Source organism: Rhodococcus opacus B4 (assembly GCF_000010805.1).
GTDB lineage: Bacteria > Actinomycetota > Actinomycetes > Mycobacteriales > Mycobacteriaceae > Rhodococcus_F > Rhodococcus_F opacus_C.
The window spans coordinates 7,113,890-7,134,391 of sequence record NC_012522.1; the positions used below are offsets into that span (position 1 = coordinate 7,113,890).

At 69.8% G+C, this 20,502-nt stretch carries 19 protein-coding genes; 14 read left to right on the top strand and 5 right to left on the bottom strand.

The features are described from left to right. Nucleotides 1-15 precede the first annotated feature (15 nt). Nucleotides 16-2,163, bottom strand: coding sequence for a glycogen debranching protein GlgX (gene glgX, locus ROP_RS32300; protein WP_015890198.1), 2,148 nt, complete (start codon nucleotides 2,161-2,163; stop codon nucleotides 16-18). Between the two features lie 50 nt (nucleotides 2,164-2,213). Here glgX and ROP_RS32305 point away from each other — a divergent pair, with 50 nt between their 5' ends. From ROP_RS32305 to ROP_RS32325, 5 genes are all read left to right on the top strand, one after another. Continuing rightward, nucleotides 2,214-3,038, top strand: coding sequence for an ABC transporter ATP-binding protein (locus tag ROP_RS32305; RefSeq protein ID WP_050785153.1), 825 nt, complete (start codon nucleotides 2,214-2,216; stop codon nucleotides 3,036-3,038). A 76-nt stretch (nucleotides 3,039-3,114) separates the two neighbouring features. Beyond that, entirely contained in the window at nucleotides 3,115-3,957 is an 843-nt protein-coding gene (locus ROP_RS32310) for an NUDIX hydrolase (protein WP_015890200.1), read from the top strand. Nucleotides 3,958-4,014: 57 nt separating this feature from the next. After that, nucleotides 4,015-4,794, top strand: coding sequence for an enoyl-CoA hydratase/isomerase family protein (locus ROP_RS32315; protein WP_015890201.1), 780 nt, complete (start codon nucleotides 4,015-4,017; stop codon nucleotides 4,792-4,794). 55 nt (nucleotides 4,795-4,849) lie between these two features. Continuing rightward, entirely contained in the window at nucleotides 4,850-5,821 is a 972-nt protein-coding gene (locus ROP_RS32320) for a class I SAM-dependent methyltransferase (protein ID WP_015890202.1), read from the top strand. A gap of 1 nt (nucleotide 5,822) precedes the next feature. After that, entirely contained in the window at nucleotides 5,823-6,980 is a 1,158-nt protein-coding gene (locus tag ROP_RS32325) for a THUMP-like domain-containing protein (protein ID WP_043825784.1), read from the top strand. 39 nt (nucleotides 6,981-7,019) lie between these two features. Here ROP_RS32325 and ROP_RS32330 read toward each other — a convergent pair whose 3' ends face one another. Next, a complete protein-coding gene (locus tag ROP_RS32330; protein ID WP_043825787.1) occupies nucleotides 7,020-8,327 on the bottom strand; it encodes a PQQ-binding-like beta-propeller repeat protein in 1,308 nt (435 codons plus the stop codon). Nucleotides 8,328-8,516: 189 nt separating this feature from the next. Here ROP_RS32330 and ROP_RS32335 point away from each other — a divergent pair, with 189 nt between their 5' ends. Next, on the top strand, nucleotides 8,517-9,260 hold the full coding sequence (locus ROP_RS32335; RefSeq protein WP_015890205.1) for an acyltransferase: 744 nt from the start codon (nucleotides 8,517-8,519) through the stop codon (nucleotides 9,258-9,260). 25 nt (nucleotides 9,261-9,285) lie between these two features. After that, nucleotides 9,286-9,543: a DUF3253 domain-containing protein gene (locus ROP_RS32340; protein WP_015890206.1), complete on the top strand. Its 258-nt coding sequence runs from the start codon at nucleotides 9,286-9,288 to the stop codon at nucleotides 9,541-9,543. A gap of 52 nt (nucleotides 9,544-9,595) precedes the next feature. Here ROP_RS32340 and ROP_RS32345 read toward each other — a convergent pair whose 3' ends face one another. From ROP_RS32345 to ROP_RS32355, 3 genes are read right to left on the bottom strand one after another with little or no spacing between them, the layout of a single operon-like run. Further along, complete coding sequence (locus tag ROP_RS32345; protein WP_015890207.1) at nucleotides 9,596-10,840, bottom strand: glycosyltransferase family 4 protein; 1,245 nt, start codon at nucleotides 10,838-10,840, stop codon at nucleotides 9,596-9,598. Next, the gene (locus ROP_RS32350) at nucleotides 10,837-12,435 is read right to left on the bottom strand and encodes a 1,4-alpha-glucan branching protein domain-containing protein (protein WP_015890208.1); all 1,599 of its coding nucleotides are present in this window, start codon (nucleotides 12,433-12,435) and stop codon (nucleotides 10,837-10,839) included. The genes ROP_RS32345 and ROP_RS32350 overlap by 4 nt, the downstream gene beginning before the upstream one ends. Then, entirely contained in the window at nucleotides 12,432-13,211 is a 780-nt protein-coding gene (locus ROP_RS32355) for a class I SAM-dependent methyltransferase (protein WP_015890209.1), read from the bottom strand. Before ROP_RS32355 ends, ROP_RS32350 begins: the two co-directional genes overlap by 4 nt. Before the next feature lie 241 nt (nucleotides 13,212-13,452). Here ROP_RS32355 and ROP_RS32360 point away from each other — a divergent pair, with 241 nt between their 5' ends. The 7 genes from ROP_RS32360 (at nucleotide 13,453) to ROP_RS32390 (ending at nucleotide 20,496) form a co-directional block, all read left to right on the top strand. Next, complete coding sequence (locus ROP_RS32360; protein ID WP_005259535.1) at nucleotides 13,453-14,253, top strand: electron transfer flavoprotein subunit beta/FixA family protein; 801 nt, start codon at nucleotides 13,453-13,455, stop codon at nucleotides 14,251-14,253. A gap of 46 nt (nucleotides 14,254-14,299) precedes the next feature. Continuing rightward, nucleotides 14,300-15,256 (top strand): electron transfer flavoprotein subunit alpha/FixB family protein, encoded by a 957-nt coding sequence (locus ROP_RS32365; RefSeq protein ID WP_015890210.1) that lies wholly within the window; start codon nucleotides 14,300-14,302, stop codon nucleotides 15,254-15,256. Nucleotides 15,257-15,391: 135 nt separating this feature from the next. Continuing rightward, complete coding sequence (locus ROP_RS32370) at nucleotides 15,392-16,225, top strand: GNAT family N-acetyltransferase (RefSeq protein ID WP_015890211.1); 834 nt, start codon at nucleotides 15,392-15,394, stop codon at nucleotides 16,223-16,225. Continuing rightward, nucleotides 16,222-17,145 (top strand): lysophospholipid acyltransferase family protein, encoded by a 924-nt coding sequence (locus ROP_RS32375; RefSeq protein ID WP_015890212.1) that lies wholly within the window; start codon nucleotides 16,222-16,224, stop codon nucleotides 17,143-17,145. Before ROP_RS32370 ends, ROP_RS32375 begins: the two co-directional genes overlap by 4 nt. 17 nt (nucleotides 17,146-17,162) lie before the next feature. Beyond that, nucleotides 17,163-18,383: a cysteine desulfurase family protein gene (locus tag ROP_RS32380; protein WP_015890213.1), complete on the top strand. Its 1,221-nt coding sequence runs from the start codon at nucleotides 17,163-17,165 to the stop codon at nucleotides 18,381-18,383. Next, nucleotides 18,383-19,477 (top strand): tRNA 2-thiouridine(34) synthase MnmA, encoded by a 1,095-nt coding sequence (gene mnmA / locus ROP_RS32385; protein WP_015890214.1) that lies wholly within the window; start codon nucleotides 18,383-18,385, stop codon nucleotides 19,475-19,477. The genes ROP_RS32380 and mnmA overlap by 1 nt, the downstream gene beginning before the upstream one ends. Next, entirely contained in the window at nucleotides 19,474-20,496 is a 1,023-nt protein-coding gene (locus tag ROP_RS32390; RefSeq protein WP_015890215.1) for a methionine synthase, read from the top strand. Before mnmA ends, ROP_RS32390 begins: the two co-directional genes overlap by 4 nt. The last annotated feature ends 6 nt before the right edge of the window (nucleotides 20,497-20,502 follow it).

Below are 20,502 nucleotides of genomic sequence, written 5' to 3' on the forward strand. Positions count from 1 at the left end.
GCGCGTCGGCGGCATCTACCCGACCGCGCGGAAGACGAGCAGTGCCGGACCGGACACCGCGATCGTGGAGTCGCCGGAGATCGGGCCGCCCGGCGCCGGCGCGCCGTCCGGTGAAGCCGAGTCGAACTCGGCGAGCACCGTCCCGTAGAACCATTCGGGGCACCCCAGAGTGATCGCGGCCGGCCCGCCCGAGTGGAAGACGAGAAGCCAGCTGTCGTCGGTGAGCTGGTGCCCGTCCTCGGTGTGGGAGCGGATGTCGGAGCCGTCGATCCACGCCTGGAGGGTGCGCCGGGAGTCGTCGTGCCACGCCGGATCGTCCATCTCGGCGCCGTCCGCGCCGAACCACACGAGGTCGGGATGGCCGGTGGGTGTGCGCCTGCCCTCGAAGAATTCCGGCTGCCGCAGGGCGGGGGAGGCGCGCCGGAGATCGAGGGCGCGGGTGACGAACGCGACGAGGGCCGGGTCCCCGGCGCTCCAGTCGAGTGGCCAGGAATCTTTCCGCGGTGTGCCTTCGGGAACGCAGTATGCGTTGTTGTTGCCGCCCAGGGTGTGGCCGAATTCGTCGCCGGCGGTGAACATCGGCGTGCCGGTGGACAGCGCGAGGGTGGCCAGCAGCGCGCGGACGTGCCGGGACCGTGCCCCGGCGATCGACGGGTCGTCGGTGGGACCTTCGACGCCGTGGTCGACGGAGTCGTTGTGATCGGCGCCGTCCCGGTTGTCCTCGCCGTTGGCTTCGTTCCGCTTGCGGGTGTACGACACGAGGTCCGCGGCGGTGAACCCGTCGTGGGCCGTGACGAAATTGACGGACGCCCAGGGGCGCCGGCTGCCGAAGACGTCCTCCGAGCCCGCGACCCGGGAGGCGAGTTCGCGCACCCCGGTGCCACCGTTCCAGAACCGTCGAACAGTGTTGCGGTACTTGTCGTTCCACTCGGACCACTGAGAGCCGAAGTGCCCGACCCGGTACCCGTCGGGCGTGGCGTCCCATGGTTCGGCGATCAGTTTGCAGCGCGAGAGAACGGGATCGGCGGTGATCGCGGAGAAGATCGAAGCGCGGGAATCGAATCGGCCGCCACCGGGCCTGCCGAGCGCGGACGCGAGGTCGAACCGGAAGCCGTCGACGCCCATCTCGTGCGCCCAGTAACGCAGGCTGTCACCGATCATCCGGACCACGATGGGCGACTGCGCGTCGACGGTGTTCCCGCAACCGGTGAGGTCGATGTCGCGCCCCTCGGAGTCGAGGAGGTAGTAGCCGGGCGCGTCGAGGCCGCGCCAGCTGAGGCTGACGCCGTCGACGCTCTGCTCGCAGGTGTGGTTGTAGACCACGTCGAGAATCACCTCGATCCCTGCGGCGTGCAGCGCGTCGACCATCGTGTGGAACTCGGCGATCTCCTCGCCGGGCACGACCGCGTATCCCGGGTGGGGGGCGAAGAACGCTGCGGTGGAATATCCCCAGTGGTTGCGCATGCCCCGCGAGCGCACGGTGGCCTCGGAGACGTACGCCTGCACCGGAAGCAGCTCGACCGCGGTCACCCCGAGGCGCACGAGATGACCGACGACGGACGGTTCGGCGAGACCCAGATACGTTCCGCGGTACCGCGGCGGGACGTCGGGGTGCCGTGCGGTGAACGACCCCACGTGGAGTTCGTAGACGACGGTTTCCTCCCACGGCCTTTCGATCCGCGGTCCGCTCGTGCGGGCGTGATCGGCCGTCACCACCGACAGCGGTGTGTGGCCCAGGCTGTCGATGCGCGACGGGCCGCCGAACGGGTCGCCGTCGTGCGAGACGAGCGCGTCGTGGTCGCCGAGTTGGCCGGCGACGCGTTTCGCCCACGGATCCAGCACTAGTTTGGCGGGATTGAGGCGCACGCCATGCGCGGGATCCCAGCGACCGTGCGCCCGGTAGCCGTAGCGCTGCCCCGCGCCGACGCCGTCGACGACGCCGTGCCAGATGCCGTACGTCCGCTGGACCAGGTCGATCCGCGTCTCGTCGCCGTCCTCCGAAATCAGGCACACCTGTACCAGTTCGGCGTCGGGGGCGTGAACCGCGAACTGCGTTCCGGTGCCACGCACTTTCGCTCCCAGGGGAAACGGCGACCCGGGCAGCCGCAGACTCGGCGGGAGGGACGACATCTCGCCGGGGTACGGATCGATGTGAGGCGACACGCAACTGATCCTGCCGTGAATGCCCGGAAGATGTGCGGGAAGATGGGTGCGTGCATGAACCTGATCCTGATCTCCTCATCGAATTCGACGACGTTCTCCTCCGCCGCGGGGGCAACACTCTGGTGGGCCCGGTCACCTGGAAGGTGGAACTCGACGAACGATGGGTCGTCCTCGGACCGAACGGGGCAGGGAAGACGTCGCTGCTCCGCATCGCGGCCGCCGAACTGCATCCCACGAGCGGAAGCGCCTACCTCCTCGGTGAGCGGCTCGGCCGCGTCGACATCAACGAACTCCGGCCGCGGATCGGACTGTCCTCCTCGGCGCTCGCCAACCGGGTGCCGTCCGACGAGATCGTGAGCGATCTCGTCGTCTCCGCCGGCTACGCCGTGCTCGGCCGCTGGCGTGAGCGCTACGACGACATGGACACCGACCGTGCCGTGGAGATGCTCGAGAGCCTCGGCGCCGAGCACCTCGCCAAGCGCACCTACGGCACCTTGTCCGAGGGTGAGCGCAAGCGTGTTCTCATCGCCCGTGCACTGATGACCGACCCGGAACTGCTGCTGCTCGACGAGCCCGCTGCCGGTCTCGACCTCGGTGGGCGCGAGGAACTGGTGGCGCGCCTCACCGACCTCGCCGCCGACCCCGATGCCCCCGCGACGGTCCTCATCACCCACCACGTCGAGGAGATCCCGCCGGGATTCACCCACGCCATGCTCCTCAAGGAGGGGGAGGTGGTTTCGCAGGGGCTCCTGGACGACGTCATCACGGCCGACAACCTCAGCGAGGCGTTCAGCCAGTCCATCAGCCTGGACAAGGTGGACGGCCGGTTCTTCGCGCGGCGGACCCGCGTCCCCGGCGCGCACCGGCGGGGCTGAGGACAGGGCCGGTCGGCGCGACCCGGCGGGGGGACCGACTGCGACGCGCGTCACCCGGCGGCGTAGGTTCCGAATCATGGTCTCGAAGCAAGAGCAGGCGTCCGGCGACAGCACCGGCGTGGCGCCCAAAGATGCGTCCACCGTCATCCTCATCCGCGATGCCGAGGCAGGCGCCGCGGCATCCGGCATCGAGGTGTTCCTCCTCCGCCGGGTGAAGGGGATGGCGTTCGCCGGAGGAATGACCGTGTTCCCCGGCGGCGGCGTCGACCCCTCGGATGCCGAGGCCGAGGTCGACTGGGCGGGACCGTCCGTCGACTGGTGGGCCGGGCGGTTCTCCACCGACGCGGCGCGCGCGAAGGCGCTCGTGTGCGCGGCGGTGCGCGAGACGTTCGAGGAATGCGGCGTGCTTCTCGCGGGACCGACCGCGGACACGGTCGTGGCGGACACGTCGCGGTACGCACAGGCGCGCACGCAACTCGAGACACGCGAACTCTCGTTCAGCGACTTCCTGAGACGCGAGAACCTCGTCCTGCGGGCCGACCTGCTGCGGCCGTGGGCCAACTGGATCACCCCGGTCGGCGAGGGTCGCCGGTACGACACGAGGTTCTTCGTCGCCGCCGCACCGCAGGGCCAGATCGCGGACGGTGCGACCTCCGAGGCCGAGGAGGTGCAGTGGCAGAGTCCGGCCGCGGCGCTCGCGCACTGGCAGGGCGGCGGAAGCATTCTGCTGCCGCCGACGTGGAGCCAGCTCACGGCGCTCGGCGCGTACGGCTCGGTCGCGGACGTGCTGGCCGCGGAGCCGGAGATCCCGGTGATCCTGCCGACGCTCATCACCGGCGAGGAGCAGCTCCGCGTCGAGTTCCCGGGGCAGGACGGCTACTACGAAGCCGGCCCGCATCCGTGGGCGTCCCGCGGCTGATCGCGATGGGGCGGGCCGCGAAACCGGGTCGGAGGCAGACAAGTAGCCTTTTGCCTCATGGCTGAGTTTGTCACCCTCGAGGTATCCGAAGGCATCGGCACCATCCGGCTCGCGCGGCCCCCGATGAACGCTCTGAACCGTCAGGTCCAGCAGGAGTTGCGGGCCGCGGCCCGTGCCGCGACCGTCGACTCCGACGTGAAAGCCGTCATCGTCTACGGCGGCGAGAAGGTCTTCGCCGCGGGCGCGGATGTGAAGGAAATGTCCGAGATGGACTTCGGGCAGATGGCCGACGTGATCGGCGACCTGCAGTCCGACCTCGCGGCGGTCTCCGAGATCCCGAAGCCCACCGTCGCCGCCATCACGGGGTACGCGCTCGGTGGCGGCCTGGAGGTCGCGCTGTCGGCCGATCGGCGCATCGTGGGCGACAACGCCAAACTCGGCGTGCCGGAGATCCTGCTCGGCATCATTCCCGGAGGCGGTGGCACCCAACGTCTCGCCCGGCTGATCGGACCGTCCAAGGCCAAGGATCTGCTGTTCACCGGCCGGTTCGTCGACGCCGAGGAGGCGCTGGCAATCGGTCTGGTCGACGAGGTCGTGGCGCCGGACGATGTGTACGAGGCGGCGCGCGCCTGGGCGTCGCAATTCACGAAGGGGGCGGGCCGCGCACTGGCCGCGGCCAAGGCTGCCGTCGACCGAGGTCTGGACGTCGACCTCGGCACCGGGCTGGCGGTGGAGCGTCAGCTGTTCACCGCGCTGTTCGCCACCCGGGACCGCACGATCGGGATGGAATCGTTCATCGAGAACGGCCCGGGTAAGGCTCAGTTCACGGGCGAGTAGTCTGGAGTCCGAAACTAGAACCTGTTCACTCTTACCAGCGAGTAGGATTTGCCGCATGACTGCAAGCGCCCATGACGACCCAGCTCCTCATCCGCACGCCACCGCCGAAGAGGTCGAGGCTGCGCTGAAGGACACCAAATTGGCCCAGGTGCTCTACCACGACTGGGAAGCCGAGACGTACGACGAGAAGTGGTCGATCTCGTACGACGAGCGGTGCATCGACTACGCGCGCGGACGTTTCGACGCCGTTGCGGGCGATCAGCCGCTGCCCTACGAGCGGGCGCTCGAACTGGGTTGCGGCACCGGATTCTTCCTCCTGAACCTGATGCAGGGCGGGGTCGCGAAGACCGGATCGGTCACCGACCTGTCGCCCGGCATGGTGAAGGTCGCGCTCCGCAACGCCGAGGGCCTCGGACTGTCCGTCGACGGCCGCGTCGCCGACGCCGAGACCATCCCGTACGAGGACGGCACGTTCGACCTCGTCGTGGGACACGCGGTCCTGCACCACATCCCGGACGTCGAGCAGTCGCTGCGCGAGGTTCTGCGCGTCCTCGAGCCGGGCGGGCGTTTCGTGTTCGCCGGTGAGCCGACCACGATCGGCAACTTCTACGCCCGCTGGCTCGGCCGCGCGACGTGGGAGGCCACCACGCGGGTCACCAAGTTGCCGTTCCTCGCCGACTGGCGTCGACCGCAGGCGGAACTGGACGAGTCCTCCCGCGCGGCCGCGCTCGAGGCCGTCGTCGACCTCCACACGTTCGATCCGAGCGATCTCGAGAAGATCGCGAAATCGGCAGGCGCCGAGCAGGTTCACGCGGCGACCGAGGAATTCGCCGCCGCTCTGCTCGGGTGGCCCGTCCGCACGTTCGAGGCCGCGGTGCCCCCGGAGAAGCTGGGCTGGGGCTGGGGACGTTTCGCGTTCAACGGATGGAAGACGCTCAGCTGGGTCGACGAGAAGATCCTCCGGCGCGTGGTGCCCCGCGGATTCTTCTACAACGTCATGATCACCGGCGTGAAGCCCGGCAACTGAATTGGGCTATGCGTTCACTCCCGGGGACGTGGAGTTCCTGCGGAGCCCGGAAGGGGCAGCCGCTCTCGCGGAAGTGGACGCCCTCGCACTGACCGCGTCTACGCGCCTGGCCGACATCGGCCGGGCGCGTACGCGTTTCGGATCACGCGTCGCGATGCTGGTCGAGACGGTCCTGCTGCGGCGGAAGGCGGCCGCCAAACTACCCGGCACCGACACCTGGTTCTTCACCGACGACGCACTGCAGCAGGCGACCCCGCGTGCGGTCGCTGCACACCGTGCGACGCGGCTGACGGGCCGGAACGTCCACGACGTCACCTGTTCCATCGGCGCCGAACTGGATGCCGTGGTCGGGACGGCGGCAACGGTGATCGGTAGCGACCTCGACCCGGTGCGGCTGCTGATGGCGCGGAACAACGTTCCCGGGGCGACAATTCTGCGCGCCGACGCGCTCGTCCCGTGCACGCGCGGCACCGTCGTCCTCGCGGATCCGGCGCGACGGTCCGGCGGCAGGCGCACGCACGATCCGGCCGCGCTGGAGCCGCCGCTGCCCGATCTGATCGACGCCTACCGCGGACGGGATCTCGCAGTGAAGTGCGCCCCCGGACTCGATTTCGACCGGCTCGGCTGGGACGGCGAAGTGGAGGTGGTCTCCCTCGACGGCGGCGTGCGCGAGGCGTGCCTGTGGTCGCCGGGACTGTCCGGCGCCGACGTCACCCGCCGGGCGAGCGTGCTCGGCTCCGACGGCACCGCGTGGACGGTGACCGACGCAGAGGACGACGACATCCCCGAACGCGCGCCGGGGGAATGGCTCGTCGACCCCGACGGTGCGGTGGTGCGTGCGGGCCTGGTGCGGCACTACGCCGCCCGGCACGGACTGTGGCAGCTCGATCCCCGGATCGCCTATCTCACCGGCGATTCGGTGCCCGACGGCGTGCGGGGCTTCCGCGTTCTCGACCAGGTGAAGTATTCGGAGAAGTCGCTGCGGCAGGAACTGTCCCGGCACGACTGCGGGGTGGCGGAAATCCTGGTGCGCGGCGTCGACGTCGATCCCGCGGTCCTGCGGCCCAAGCTGAAGCTGCGCGGAAGTCGTTCGCTCAGTGTGGTGATCACGCGGATCGGCCGGGCCGGTGTCGCCTTCATCTGTGCTCCGCCCCCGTGAGTACTTCTTAACCGCGGGACGTTGACAAGTACTCACGGGTCAGCGGAGGACGAACAGCTCCCCGAGCAGGGTGGGCGTGAGGACTTCGCCCTTCGGGCCGACGGAGGTGCCGACGGTGAACCCCTTCGCCCCGGGCAGGGTGTCCTGATCGAGGGTTTCGCCGGTTCCGGTGTCGAACGTGAGCATCGCCAGTCCGTCCGTGCCCTCGCGAACCACCGCGTACCCGGTGGACCCGGCCGTCTGCGCCGGGACCCCCAGCTGCAGCAGATCCTTCCGCTCCCAGACGAGTTCGGCGTGATCGCCCTTGTCCTGCAGCGCCAGCAGGTGGCCGTCGGGGCCACCCGCGGGGATGATCAGGCCGTCTGCGGACGTCGACGGGCTGCCTGCCGCGGCGTACCCGATGTCGTAGCTCCACTTCGGGTCACCGGTCGCAGAATCGATCGCCCACATCGTTCCCCAGTTGTCGTTGGCGTAGACGACGGATCCGTCGGCAGACAGATCGGGGCTGGACGCGCTGCCGCCCGGCAGAGTGTCGCTCGACCATTCCTGGGTGATCGCCGGATTGTCGCCGCCGGAGTACTTCATCGCGACGAGTTCGGCCTGGGATGCGCCGGGGGCGAAGAGGGTGAAATAGAACTTGCCGGATTCGAGGTCGATGGCGGGCATGTTCGCGACCGGGCAGTCGGGGGCGCCGAAGAAGCAGCCGCGCAGGCCCTTGTCGTCGGGGAGGATGTCGACGTCGGCCCCGTCGGCGAAGGACGGCGGCGGGACGAGATCGTACGGCGCCACGACCTTCTGGCCGTTCTGCGTGTTCACGACGTTGATCTGGCCGAGCTGGGTGATGAAGAGGAGATTGCCGTCGCCGGTGAACTGCGCGGACAGCGGGGTCCCGACCACCGGTGTGCGCCAACGCAGCTGGCCGTATTCGTTGAACGAGTTGATGGCGCCGTCCTCGCCGACGTACACGTTGGCGGCGCCGTCGACGACCGGTGTGGACGCCACGACGCCGGGGGCGAGTTGCCGGCACCAGCGTTTGCGGCCGCTGTCCATCTGGTAGGAGAAGAGGTTGCAGCCCTTCTCGGTGCGCGCGGTGACGAAGATCTGGCCACTCGCCGCCACGGACGCGTAGTTCGCGACCGGGCCGCCGAGCGGGCGGGACCAGGCGAAGGAGAGGTCGCGGGAACCGGTGACGGGGCTGGTGTCGCTGTTGCGGGCGTCGGCGTGCATGCCGGGCCACCCGCCTGCCGAGAAGATGTCGTCGACCTGCGGTCCGCTGCTGCAGCCGCTGAGGACGACAGTCGAGATCGTCGCCAGCGCCAGTACTGACGAACGTAGGACCCGCCGCATTACATCTCCTCGTCTTCGATAACGCTCGGCCCAGAGACTATCCCGCCGAGGCCGAGCCGAGTGTCACGCCCCGAGGCCGAGCCGAGTGTCACGCCCCGAGGCCGAGCCGAGCGTCACGCCCCGAGGCCGGTGCGGGTGTCCGGACGCAGCCGAACGGGGGAGCGGGCGGTGAACGTAGGCTGACAGGCTATGACGAGCATGTGGGGCGCACCGTTGCGTACGAGGTGGCGAGGATCCCGGCGGAGTGACAGCGAGCAGGCCCGCTTTCTGACACGCGACTCGCTGCGCTGGGTGCTGGCGAACAAGGCGTACACGCCGTGGTACCTCGTGCGGTACTACCGGCTCGCGAAGTTCAAGCTGGCCAACCCGCACGTGATCCTGCGCGGCATGGTGTTCCTCGGCAAGCGGGTGGAGATCCATTCGACCCCGGACCTGTCCCGGCTCGAGATCGGCCGCTGGGTACACATCGGCGACGGTAATGCGATTCGCTGCCATGAGGGTTCGCTGCGCATCGGCGACAAGGTCGTGTTCGGCAAGGACAACGTCGTCAACACGTACCTCGACATCGAGATCGGTGCGTCGACGCTCGTGGCCGACTGGTGCTACATCACCGACTTCGACCACCGCATGGACGACGTGAACGTCCCGATCAAGGATCAGGGCATCGTGAAGGGCCCCGTCCGCATCGGTCCCGACACGTGGGTGGCGGCCAAGGTGACGGTCCTGCGCAACACGCGTGTGGGGCGAGGCTGTGTTCTCGGTGCGCACGCCGTCGTGAAGGGCGACATCCCCGACTTCAGCATCGCGGTCGGGTCGCCGGCCAAGGCCGTGAAGAACCGCAAGGCGGAGTGGGAGGCCGGCGCGGCCGAACGCGCCAGGTACATCGCGGCCCTCGAAGACATCGCCCGGAAGAAGGCGGCGCAGGAGAACTGAGCGGCGCGGTGGCATAGTCGGCAACATGACCGCGTCGGAGAGCGACCTCGAGGACCGCATCCGGGCGCTCCTCGACGCCCGGGCCGATAGTGCGAGCATCTGCCCGTCGGACGTTGCCCGAGCCGTCGCCCCCGACGACTGGCGACCCCTCATGGAACCGGTGCGGGCGGCCGCCCGGCGTCTGGTCGAGGCAGGGGAAGTCGAGATCACGCAGAAGGGTGACGTGGTGGATCCGGCGTCGGCGCAGGGTCCGATCCGGATCCGCCGCGCCCGCACAGGCTGAGGCGAATGTACCGTTCGGCGCACCGAAGGCGGCCGACGGTACATTCGCCCGGTCAGCGGCCGGGCAGGGGACGCTCGGGAATCTCCGGCCGCGCCAGCGGGTGCCGCACGCGACGTTTGGCGCCCGCGTAGACGTGGACCGTCTCCTCGGCCACTTTGTGCCAGTCGAAATCGGCGGTGAGCCGGTCGCGGGCGGCCACCGCGCGCTGCTGCGCACCGGCCGGGTCGTCGAGCACCTCCCGGACCGCGGACGTGAGTCCGGTGACGTCGCCCGGCTGGAACGACATGCCGGTGTCGCCGTCGACGACCGCTTCCCCGAGCCCGCCTGCGGTGGACGCGACGAGCGGGGTTCCGGAGGCGGCGGCCTCGAGCGCGATGATGCCGAACGGCTCGTACCGGCTGGGCAGGACGATGGCGTCGGCGCCGTGCAGCCACCCGAGCAGTTCGATGTGGTCGAGGTTGCCGAGGAAGTGCACCGCGCGGGCGACGCGATGGGTGCGGGCCTGCTGGTAGAGCCACGTGAACTGGGTGCCCTCCCCGGCGATCGACAGTGTCGTCCCGGGGTGGCTGCGGCGGATGCGGGGAAGCGCGGCGATGGCGTCCTGCACGCCCTTCTCGTATTCGAGGCGGCCGACGAACAGTAGTTTCGGCGGCCCGGACCGCGGCGCGCGCTCCCGGAAACTCCACGTGGTGAGGTCGATTCCGTTGCGGATCACCGTGATCGGCGGGAGCTGCGGACCGTAGAGTGCGGTCACCTCGTCCTGCATCGACGCGGAACACGTGATGAGCGCGTCGGATTCGTTGGCGAGCCACCATTCCACCGAATGCACCTGCCGGTTGATCCGGCCCGACACCCAGCCGCTGTGCCGCCCGGCCTCGGTGGCGTGGAGCGTGGAAACCAAAGGGACGTCGTAGAATTCGGCCAACGCGATGGCCGGATGCGCCACCAGCCAGTCGTGCGCGTGCACCACGTCCGGCTGCCAGCCCTCCCCGACGCCCGGCTTGTGCAATGCCACACCGGCCCGCACCATCGCGTGCCCCATCGCGAGTGTCCACGCCAGCATGTCCTCGCCGAACACGAAGTGCGCGGGGTCTTCGGCGACGGCGACCACCAGGACGCCGTCCTCGATGTGGGTGACGGTGGGATGGGTCGACGCATCGGTGCCCGACGGCCGCCGCGACAGCACCACCACTTCGTGTCCCGCGGCGGCGAGTTCGGTGGCCAGGTGGTGGACGTGGCGGCCCAGACCGCCGACCACGACGGGTGGGTACTCCCATGACACGATCAGGATCTTCACGACGCCCCTCCCTCGGTGCCCGTCGGCCGGTGGTCCCCGGCGGGCAGACGCCGCGCGTCGAGCCCGGGGAACAGGCCGTCGGCGCGGTTCCATCCCTCTGCGAGCCTGCTCGCGGCCGCGTCCTTGCCCGCCGACACGGCGGCGGCGATCTCGCGGGTGGCGTGTGCGTGCTTGTGCGCCCGGTCGCGGGCGTACCCGGCCGCCGAATCCTTGCTGACCATGAACGCCCAGTCGCTCGACACCGTCATGAGCGCCTCCCTCAGCATCTGGTCGTTCACGCGATTCCGGAGCGCGGGACGTCCGGGTGCGGCGTCGGCATCCCGGTACTTGTCGACGGTGTCGAGGGCGGTCGCGACCACCTCGGTGTTCAGTTGCACCAGGTCGGAGACCTGATCGCCGGCCCACACCCGCCAGTCCTTGCCGGATCCCCACGACGAGTTCTCGAGCTGGACGGGTTCGCCGACGTAGCCCTGGTTGCGGGCGTCGTCGAGGGTGCCGACCCGGATTCCGGCCTCGGGCAGCGCCCGCAGCACCTTCTCGAGCCATTCGGGGCCCTCGTGCCACCAGTGCCCGAACAGTTCCGTGTCGAACGCGGCGACCACGAGCGCGGGACGTCCGATGCGCGCGGACTCGTCGCGCAGTCGTCTGCGGACGGTGGCGACGAAATCGGCCACGTGCCGGTCGGCCGCCGCCGTCGCGAGGGCGGGGTCGTACGGCGCCTTGTCGGCGGACTCGACGGTGCGGCCGGTGACCCGGGCGGGTTTGAGACCGGTGGCGTGGTCGTAGGTGTGGAAGTCGCGGTAGGCGCCGTGGCCGGGGTAGCCCGACTTCGGCGACCACACCCGGTAACTGACCTGCAGATCGCGCCCGAATGCGACCACGTCCGAGTCCCGGACCGGCCGGCCGAGGGACGTGTCGCCGCGCAGGGCGGGACCGTCGACCATGAAATGCGTGACGCCGGCCTCGGCGTATCCGGTCTCCATGCCGGGGGTGTACCCGCATTCGGGCCCCCAGATACCTGTCGGTGTGCAGTTCCACCGCGCGGCGGCGTCGGCGAGCCCTTCTCGGAGGGAGAAGGCGCGCAACCGGGGGTCGAGCAGCGGCTGGAACGGGTGGGCGAGCGGACCGCCGAGCAGTTCGAACGCCTCGCGGTCCAGCAGTTCGCGCAGTACCGGAGAGCCGCCGTGCCGCCAGCGCAACTCGAAGTCGGCGAGTGCGGCGGCGGACGCGCGGTGTTCGCGGGCACCGAGTTCGCGATGCGCGTCGTCGGGCATGCCTGCCGCCTCGTGCGCGCGGATCTGCCAGTTCCCGAGCCAGTGGTGCATCCCGGCGAGGCAGTGCGGATCGTCGAGCTGAGCTGCGAGAACGGGGGTGATGCCGAGGGTCAGCAGATGCGAGCGACCCTCGTCCGACAGGCGCCGCAACATCGCGGTGAGGGGGAGGTACGACGCCGCCCACGACTGGTACAGCCATTCCTCGCCGACGGGCCAGCGGCCGTGGTTGGCGAGCCAGGGCAGGTGGGAGTGCAGAACCAGGCAGAACATGCCCGGTTCCGTCGCGTCGCCCGCTCCGGTGCGGTTGTCGGATTCGGTCACCGAACGGGATCCTTCACCGCGATGGCCACCAGGTCGAGGCTGTCGTCGATGTCGCCCTCGTGCAGTGCGAAGTCGTCGACCGTGATGCCTTCGACGTCGCGGGTCAGTTCCTCGGGCCAGGGTTCGCCGGCGAGTGCGCGGTCGATCTGCGCGCCGATGAACGAGCCGCCGTGCTTGGTGTCGAGGGCCTTCAGCCGCGCGCCGTGATGGACGCCGGTCATGAGGGCGACGGTGAATCCGGCCTCCTCGAGCAGTTCGGTCAGTTCGGCGGCGTCGAGTTCGCGGGTGTGGAACGGATTGAGCGGTGTGTCGCGGCCCGGCGAGAACGTGATGCGGTTGGGGGTGCTGACGAGCAGTTCTCCTCCGGGGGTCAGCACCCGGAAGCACTCGCGCAGGAATTGGGCCTGGTCCCACAGGTGTTCGATCACCTGGAAATTGACGACGGTGTCGACGGATTCGTCGCCGAGGGGAAGCTCCGCGAGGTTGCCGTGCAGCATCTCGACCCGGGGGTACCGCGCGCGGACGTGTTCGACGGCGGTGATGTCGTAGTCGAGTCCGGTGACGCCCTGTGCCACATCGGCAATCATGTTGGCGCCGTAGCCTTCTCCGGATCCGGCCTCGAGTACCCGGCGCCCGGCGCAGCGGGGGAGGAGGTCGCGGTAGACGACCTCGTGCCGCCGGAACCAGTAGTTCTCCTCGGGGATACCGGGCACGGTTCGCTCGCCCGTGAGGGGCAGTGGCGCGTCCTCGCGGTCGCCGACAAATGATTCGCTCACCGGTGCGAGGTTAGTGCCCCCGGCAAGGTCGCTCGTCCAGGTGGTCTACATCACAGCGGTGAAATGCGGTTTCGGCCGTTATGGTGAACGAGACTTTCGCGCAAGTTACCAACGGGTAACTTAGCGTGGGGTAATCTGTCGCAGAGCAATCGTGCGACGAAATATCGAAGACGAGAGCTCGGTCCACGCGGAGCGACTCACGATAACCACGCAAGAACACACAGGAGGTCGACGAAGACCCATGACGAACATCGTTGTTTTGATCAAGCAGGTCCCCGACACGTGGTCCGAGCGCAAGCTGACCGACGGCGACTACACGCTTGACCGCGAGGCCGCCGATGCAGTGCTCGACGAGATCAACGAGCGCGCCGTCGAAGAAGCGCTCCTGATCAAGGAGGCCCAGGGTGGCGAGGTGACCGTCCTCTCCGCAGGTCCGGACCGCGCCACCGACGCCATCCGCAAGGCCCTGTCCATGGGTGCCGACAAGGCTGTGCACATCAACGACCCGGCCCTCCACGGCTCCGACGCGGTGCAGACCGCGTGGACCCTGGCCGCGGCGCTCGGACAGATCACGTTCGAGAACGAAGAGCCCGCCGACCTGATCATCGCCGGCAACGAGGCCACCGACGGCCGCGTCGGCGCCGTTCCGGCCATCATCGCCGAGTACCTGGGCATCCCGCAGCTCACGCAGCTGCGCAAGCTGACCGTCGCCGACGGCACCGTCACCGGTGAGCGCGAGACCGACGAGGGCGTCTTCGGCCTCGAGGCGAGCCTGCCGGCCATCGTCAGCGTCACCGAGAAGATCAACGAGCCCCGCTTCCCCTCCTTCAAGGGCATCATGGCCGCGAAGAAGAAGGAAGTCCTCGTCTACACGCTGGCCGACCTCGGTGTCGACCCGGAGACCGTCGGTGTCGCCAACGCGGGCACCACCGTCACCGCCTCCACCCCCAAGCCCCCGCGTACCGCTGGTGAGCGCATCGTCGACGAGGGCGACGGCGGCAGCAAGATCGCTGCCTACCTCGTGGGCCAGAAGATCATCTGATCGCGCCCCTCTACAGACCAGCAGACACATACAGGGAGAGTTAGTCATGGCAGAAGTACTGGTGCTCGTCGAGCACGCAGAGGGTGCACTGAAGAAGGTCAGCACCGAACTCATCACCGCCGCACGCGCGCTCGGTGAGCCGGCCGCAGTGGTCACCGGTCCCGCCGGTACCGCGGACAAGCTGGCCGAGGGCCTCGCCGCCGCAGGCGCGGCCAAGATCTACGTCGCCGAGTCGGACGACATCGAGGGCTACCTGGTCACGCCGAAGGTCGACGTGCTCGCGTCGCTCGTCGAGTCGGCCGCCCCGGCCGCGGTCATCACCGCCGCCAGCGTCGAGGGCAAGGAGGTCTCCGGACGTCTTGCTGCCCGCATCGGCTCCGGCCTGCTCGTCGACGTCGTCGACGTGAAGTCCGACGGCAGTGCCGTGCACTCCATCTTCGGTGGCGCGTTCACCGTCGACGCCAAGGCCAACGGCGACGTCCCGGTCATCTCGGTCCGCCCGGGCGCCATCGAGGCGAAGCCCGAAGCCGGTGCAGGCGAGAAGGTTTCCGTCGAGGTTCCGGCCCAGGAAGAGGGTGCCGTCAAGATCACCTCGCGTGATCCGATCGTCGGTGGCGACCGCCCCGAGCTCACCGAGGCGACCGTCGTCGTCTCCGGTGGCCGCGGTGTCGGCAGCGCCGACAAGTTCACCGTCGTCGAGGAACTCGCCGATTCGCTCGGTGCCGCTGTCGGTGCCTCGCGTGCCGCGGTCGACTCGGGCTACTACCCGGGCCAGTTCCAGGTCGGTCAGACCGGTAAGACGGTCTCCCCGCAGCTGTACATCGCGCTCGGCATCTCCGGTGCCATCCAGCACCGCGCCGGTATGCAGACGTCGAAGACCATCGTCGCCGTGAACAAGGACGAGGAAGCCCCGATCTTCGAGATCGCGGACTACGGCATCGTCGGCGACCTGTTCAACGTCGCTCCGCAGCTCACCGAGGCCGTCAAGGCTCACAAGGGCTGATTTTCCACCGACGGCGGCCCCGTTCCCTTTCCCGGGAGCGGGGCCGCCGTCGTATCTTCCGTCGTTCATCCGGGCTGCATCGACACGACACCCGGGCGACGCCCCCACGCCGCCCCTGCTCGGTAAACCTGCGCCATGACAACTTCGTCTGTTCTCCGCGCACCGAGTGAGACCGCCGATTCTGTTGTAACCGCACCCAGGTATTCCCTGGTCGTCTCGTCCGATCGCGAGCATCGCGTGGCTGCTCAGCGGTTGCGGTACCGCGTGTTCGCCTCCGAACCCGGCTTCTCCGTCCCCGCGCACGCGGACGCCCTCGACGCCGACCGGTTCGACGACTTCTGCGACCACCTCCTCGTCCGGCACGAGGAGACCGGCGAGTTCGTCGGGTGCTACCGCATGCTTCCGCCCGACGCCGCCGCTCAGGCCGGCGGCTATTACACCGCCACCGAATTCGACATCTCGGCGCTCGACCCGGTCGGCAACCGCATCGTCGAGATGGGGCGGGCGTGCGTCGACCCCGATCACCGTTCCGGTTCGGTCCTGAGCCTGATGTGGGCCGGGATCCTCCACTACCTGCAGTTGACCGGATACGAGTGGGTCATGGGCTGCGTCTCCGTGCCGATGCGGGAGCACCCGGACGCGGTGGCCGGTTCGAACGTCCGCGGCGTGCGTGACCTGCTGCTCCGCAAGTACGGCAGCGACCCGGCTTCCCGGGCCGTGCCCAGGAACCCGGTGCGCGTCGACGGGCGGTCCCTCGACGAGATCGACCCGCCCGCCCGCCCGGTCCTGCCGCCGCTGCTCCGGGGATATCTGCGCCTCGGCGCCACGGTGTGCGGCGAGCCCGCGCACGATCCGGAATTCGGGGTCGCCGACTTCGTCGCCCTGCAGGGACTGCACGGCGCGAACGAGCGGTACCTCGACCGCCTGCGTTCGGCCTCGGCCACTTTCGAGGCGGGGGCGCAGGCATGACCGCCGCCGTGGCGGAGACGGCGCCGGTGCCCGTGCATTCGTGGATGCCGTCGAGCCCGTGCGGCGCCGGGTGCCTGCCCGCGGAGAAAAATGCCGTGTCGATCCCGACCGTGGTCGTCCGGTGGTGCCTCGTGGTGTCGGCGCTCGCGACGGCGCCGCTCCTGACCGCGGGATGGTTGCTGCCGCGGTCGTGGCGGACCGGCCTGCAGCGTCGGTATGCGGCGATTCTGTTGCGCTGCGTGGGAATTCGGCTCGTCGTGGTCGATCATCGCGGAAAGCGGCGGCACGACGGCGGACTTCTGGTGGTGGCCGGCCACGTGTCCTGGACCGACGTGCTGGTGCTCAGTGCGCTCGCACCGGCGAACTTCGTCGCCCGCGGCGATCTGCTGGACTGGCCGGTTCTGGGCTCGCTGGCCCGGCGGATGCGGGTCGTTCCGATCGAACGGCAGAGCCTGCGGGCGCTCCCCGGCACGGTGGCCACGACGGCGGGCAGGCTGCGCGACGGCGAACGAGTCGTGGCGTTCCCGGAGGGCACCACGTGGTGTGGACGGGCGTACGGCAGATTCCGGCCCGCGCTGTTCCAGGCGGCGATCGACGCGGAATGCCCGGTCCAGCCGATCTCGCTGCGATACACCGGCCGGGGCGGGGAACTGACGACCGGGCCGTGCTTCGTGGGCGAGGAGACGATCGGCCGGTCGATCCGGCGCATCATCCGTCAGAAGGGCGTCAACGCCGAGGTCCGGCTGGCGCCGATCGAGTATCCCGGGGAGTGCCGCAGGGATCTGGCGGCCCGATGTGAACGCGCCGCACGAGGCGACGAACGCATCGATCTCGCTGCGCACGACATCGTCGATCCGCTGCAGGGCGCGGTCGGGACGGCGGCTGCGGGCATCGAGGCGGCGGAGCGTCTCGTCGCCTGAGCTATCCTGGTCACGTCATGACCTCTGCCCGCAGTGCCGATCACCCCGTCTACCTGGACCACGCAGCCACCACTCCCATGGTGCCGGCCGCCGTCCGGGCGATGACCGACATCTTCAGTACCGTGGGCAATGCGTCCTCGCTGCACGGTTCCGGGCGCGCCGCCCGCCGTCGCATCGAGGAGGCCCGCGAGTCCATCGCCGCCGACCTCGGCGCCAGGCCGTCCGAGGTCATCTTCACCTCCGGCGGCACCGAGAGCGACAACCTCGCGGTCAAGGGCATCTTCTGGGCGCGACGCGACGCCGACCCCGGCCGGGTGCGGATCCTGGCCAGTGCCGTCGAACACCATGCGGTGCTCGACGCGGTGGAGTGGCTCGAGAAGCACGAGGGCGCACAGGTCACGTGGCTGCCCGTCGACGAGCTGGGCCGGGTGTCGCCGCAGACGCTGCGCGACGAACTCGCCGTCCATGCCGACGAGACCGCGCTGGTCACGATCATGTGGGCCAACAACGAGGTCGGCACGATCATGCCGATCACCGAACTCGCCGCGGTGGCGGCCGAGTTCGGTGTGCCCACGCACAGCGACGCCGTCCAGGCCGTCACGCACATCCCCGTGGATTTCGCCGCGAGCGGACTGTCCGCGCTGAGCATCGCCGCGCACAAGGTCGGCGGACCGCAGGGCGTCGGTGCGCTCCTGCTGGGACGGCAGGTGCCGTGTGTGCCGCTGCTGCACGGCGGAGGGCACGAACGCGACCTGCGTTCGGGCACCCCGGACACCGCCGGTGTCGTCGGCATGGCGGCGGCGCTGCGCGACGCGACCGCGAACCTCGACTCCCGCGCCGCGGAACTGTCCGTGCTGCGCGACCGCCTCATCGAGCGCGTCGGCGAGATCGTTCCGGACGCCGTGCTGAACGGTCCGGCAGGCAGCGCGCGACTGCCGGGCAACGCCCACTTCACGTTCCCCGGCTGCGAGGGCGATTCGCTGCTGATGCTGCTCGACGCCGCCGGGATCGAGTGTTCGACCGGTTCGGCGTGTACCGCCGGTGTCGCCCGCCCGAGTCACGTCCTGACTGCGATGGGCGTGGATTCCGCGACCGCGCGCGGATCGTTGCGCTTCTCGTTCGGGCACACGTCGACGGTCGCGGACGTGGATGCAGTCGTCGCGGCACTGCCGCAAGTTGTGGAGCGGGCCCGCGCCGCCGGGCTCGCCGGTGTCGGAGCGCGTGGAGGGGATCGTTGATGCGAGTACTGGCGGCAATGAGTGGCGGCGTCGATTCCGCCGTGGCGGCGGCACGGGCAGTCGCTGCCGGACACGACGTGGTGGGCGTGCATCTCGCGCTGTCCGCCGAGCCGGGCACGCTGCGGACCGGATCCCGGGGCTGCTGCTCGAAGGAAGACGCCGGTGACGCCCGCCGTGCCGCGGACGTGCTCGGAATCCCGTTCTACGTATGGGATTTCGCCGACCGCTTCAAGGAAGACGTGATCGACGACTTCGTGGCGTCGTACGCGGCGGGGGAGACCCCCAACCCGTGCCTGCGGTGCAACGAGAAGATCAAGTTCGCGGCACTCGCGGACCGCGCGATCGCCCTCGGGTTCGACGCGGTGGCCACCGGCCACTACGCGCAGCTCGAGAACGGTGTGCTGCGCCGGGCCGTCGACGCGGACAAGGACCAGTCGTACGTGCTCGGTGTGCTCACCGCCGAGCAGCTGTCGCGGGCGATGTTCCCCGTCGGCGACACCCCGAAGGACCGGATCCGCGAAGAGGCCGCCGAACGCGGTCTCGCCGTGGCGAACAAGCCCGACAGCCACGACATCTGCTTCATCCCGTCCGGCGACACCCGGGCGTTTCTCGGCGCCCACATCGGTGTCCGCCCGGGCAGCGTCGTCGACGCCGATTCGGGCGAGGTGCTCGCGGAACATGAAGGCGTGCACGGGTTCACGATCGGCCAGCGGAAGGGCCTCGGCGTCCAGGGCCCCGCGGCCGACGGGCAGCCGCGGTACGTGACGTCGATCGAACCCGAAACCGGCACCGTCCGTGTCGGTTCGGCACGCGACCTCGAAGTGCACGCGATCACCGCGGACCGCGCCGTGTGGACGTCCGGACGCGCGCCGTCAGGACCGGTCGAATGCACCGTCCAGGTGCGCGCGCACGGCGGACTCGCCGAGGCCGTGGCGGAAGCCGTCGACGGCGGTATCCGTATCTCGCTGCGCGAACCGCTCACCGGTGTCGCGAAGGGGCAGGCCGCCGTTCTGTACCGGACCGACCCGGCAGGCGACATCGTGCTGGGCAGCGGAACCATCTCGGGTACCGACGCGCGTCCGAACACGCAGTGACGCAGGATATCTCACTGGCCGGAGCCGTCACCGGCGTCGGCTCGTGGCCCGGAACGGACCCGCGCGAATCCGCCACGATCGTCCTCGGCGAACTCGGCCGGCTCCCGCATCTGGTGGAGTTGCCCGCCCGCGGGCTCGGCGCCGACATGATCGGCCGGGCCAGCGCCCTACTGGTGGATCTGCAGCTGGACGTGTCCACGTCCGCCTACCGCGTGGTGCAGCGGCGCGGCTCGGTCGCCAAGCGGGCGACCGACCTCCTGAACCAGGACCTCGACGCGCTCGAGGAGGCGTGGGAGAGTGCGGGCCTCGTCGGGGCCGATCACGTGGTGAAGGTGCAGTCGGTGGGTCCTCTCACGCTGGCGGCCGAGGTGGAACTCGGCACCGGCAGGCGCGTGCTCACCGACCCCGGTGCGGTGCGCGACTTCGCCGAATCGCTGGGAGAAGGACTCGCGCGGCACGCGGCGGAGGTCACTCGGCGTCTCGGTGCGCAGGTGCTGGTCCAGTTCGACGAGCCACGACTGCCCGCCGTGCTGGCGGGCACACTGTCCGGCCGGTCGCGGCTCGAGACCGTGCGGGCGATGCCGGAACCGGAGGCGCTCGCCGTGCTCGAGGCCGCCCTCGCGGGCTCCGGCGCGGTGACCATGGTGCATTGCTGCTCCGGCGATCTGCCCACCGGCCTCCTGCGGCGCAGCAGTGCGCGCGCGGTCGGACTGGACGTGGCACAGCTGGCGTCCTCGGACCTGGACGGCATCGGCGAGTTGCTCGACGCGGGCAAGGAGCTGGCGCTGGGGCTGATCCCGGCCACCGCCCCCGCCGTGCCCGCCACCTGGCGCGACCTCGCCCGACCTGCGGTGACGCTGGTCGACCGGCTCGGTTTTCCGCGCACGACGCTGCGGACCCAGGTCGCGGTGACGCCGGCCTGCGGACTCGCGGGCGCCGACGCCTCCTGGAGCCGCGACGCGCTGAAGTTGTGCGCCGACGTGAGCGGCGCGTTCACCGACGACCCCGAATCACTCTGAGTCCGG

Bases quoted from the DNA above. Each gene is read 5' to 3' on its own strand.
- ROP_RS32380 (WP_015890213.1), top strand. From the start codon at position 17,163: ATGACCTCTGCCCGCAGTGCCGATCACCCCGTCTACCTGGACCACGCA.
- ROP_RS32360 (WP_005259535.1), top strand. From the start codon at position 13,453: ATGACGAACATCGTTGTTTTGATCAAGCAGGTCCCCGACACGTGGTCC.
- ROP_RS32370 (WP_015890211.1), top strand. From the start codon at position 15,392: ATGACAACTTCGTCTGTTCTCCGCGCACCGAGTGAGACCGCCGATTCT.
- mnmA (WP_015890214.1), top strand. From the start codon at position 18,383: ATGCGAGTACTGGCGGCAATGAGTGGCGGCGTCGATTCCGCCGTGGCG.
- ROP_RS32335 (WP_015890205.1), top strand. From the start codon at position 8,517: ATGACGAGCATGTGGGGCGCACCGTTGCGTACGAGGTGGCGAGGATCC.
- ROP_RS32315 (WP_015890201.1), top strand. From the start codon at position 4,015: ATGGCTGAGTTTGTCACCCTCGAGGTATCCGAAGGCATCGGCACCATC.
- ROP_RS32320 (WP_015890202.1), top strand. From the start codon at position 4,850: ATGACTGCAAGCGCCCATGACGACCCAGCTCCTCATCCGCACGCCACC.
- ROP_RS32375 (WP_015890212.1), top strand. From the start codon at position 16,222: ATGACCGCCGCCGTGGCGGAGACGGCGCCGGTGCCCGTGCATTCGTGG.
- ROP_RS32330 (WP_043825787.1), bottom strand. From the start codon at position 8,327: ATGCGGCGGGTCCTACGTTCGTCAGTACTGGCGCTGGCGACGATCTCG.
- ROP_RS32365 (WP_015890210.1), top strand. From the start codon at position 14,300: ATGGCAGAAGTACTGGTGCTCGTCGAGCACGCAGAGGGTGCACTGAAG.
- ROP_RS32340 (WP_015890206.1), top strand. From the start codon at position 9,286: ATGACCGCGTCGGAGAGCGACCTCGAGGACCGCATCCGGGCGCTCCTC.
- ROP_RS32310 (WP_015890200.1), top strand. From the start codon at position 3,115: ATGGTCTCGAAGCAAGAGCAGGCGTCCGGCGACAGCACCGGCGTGGCG.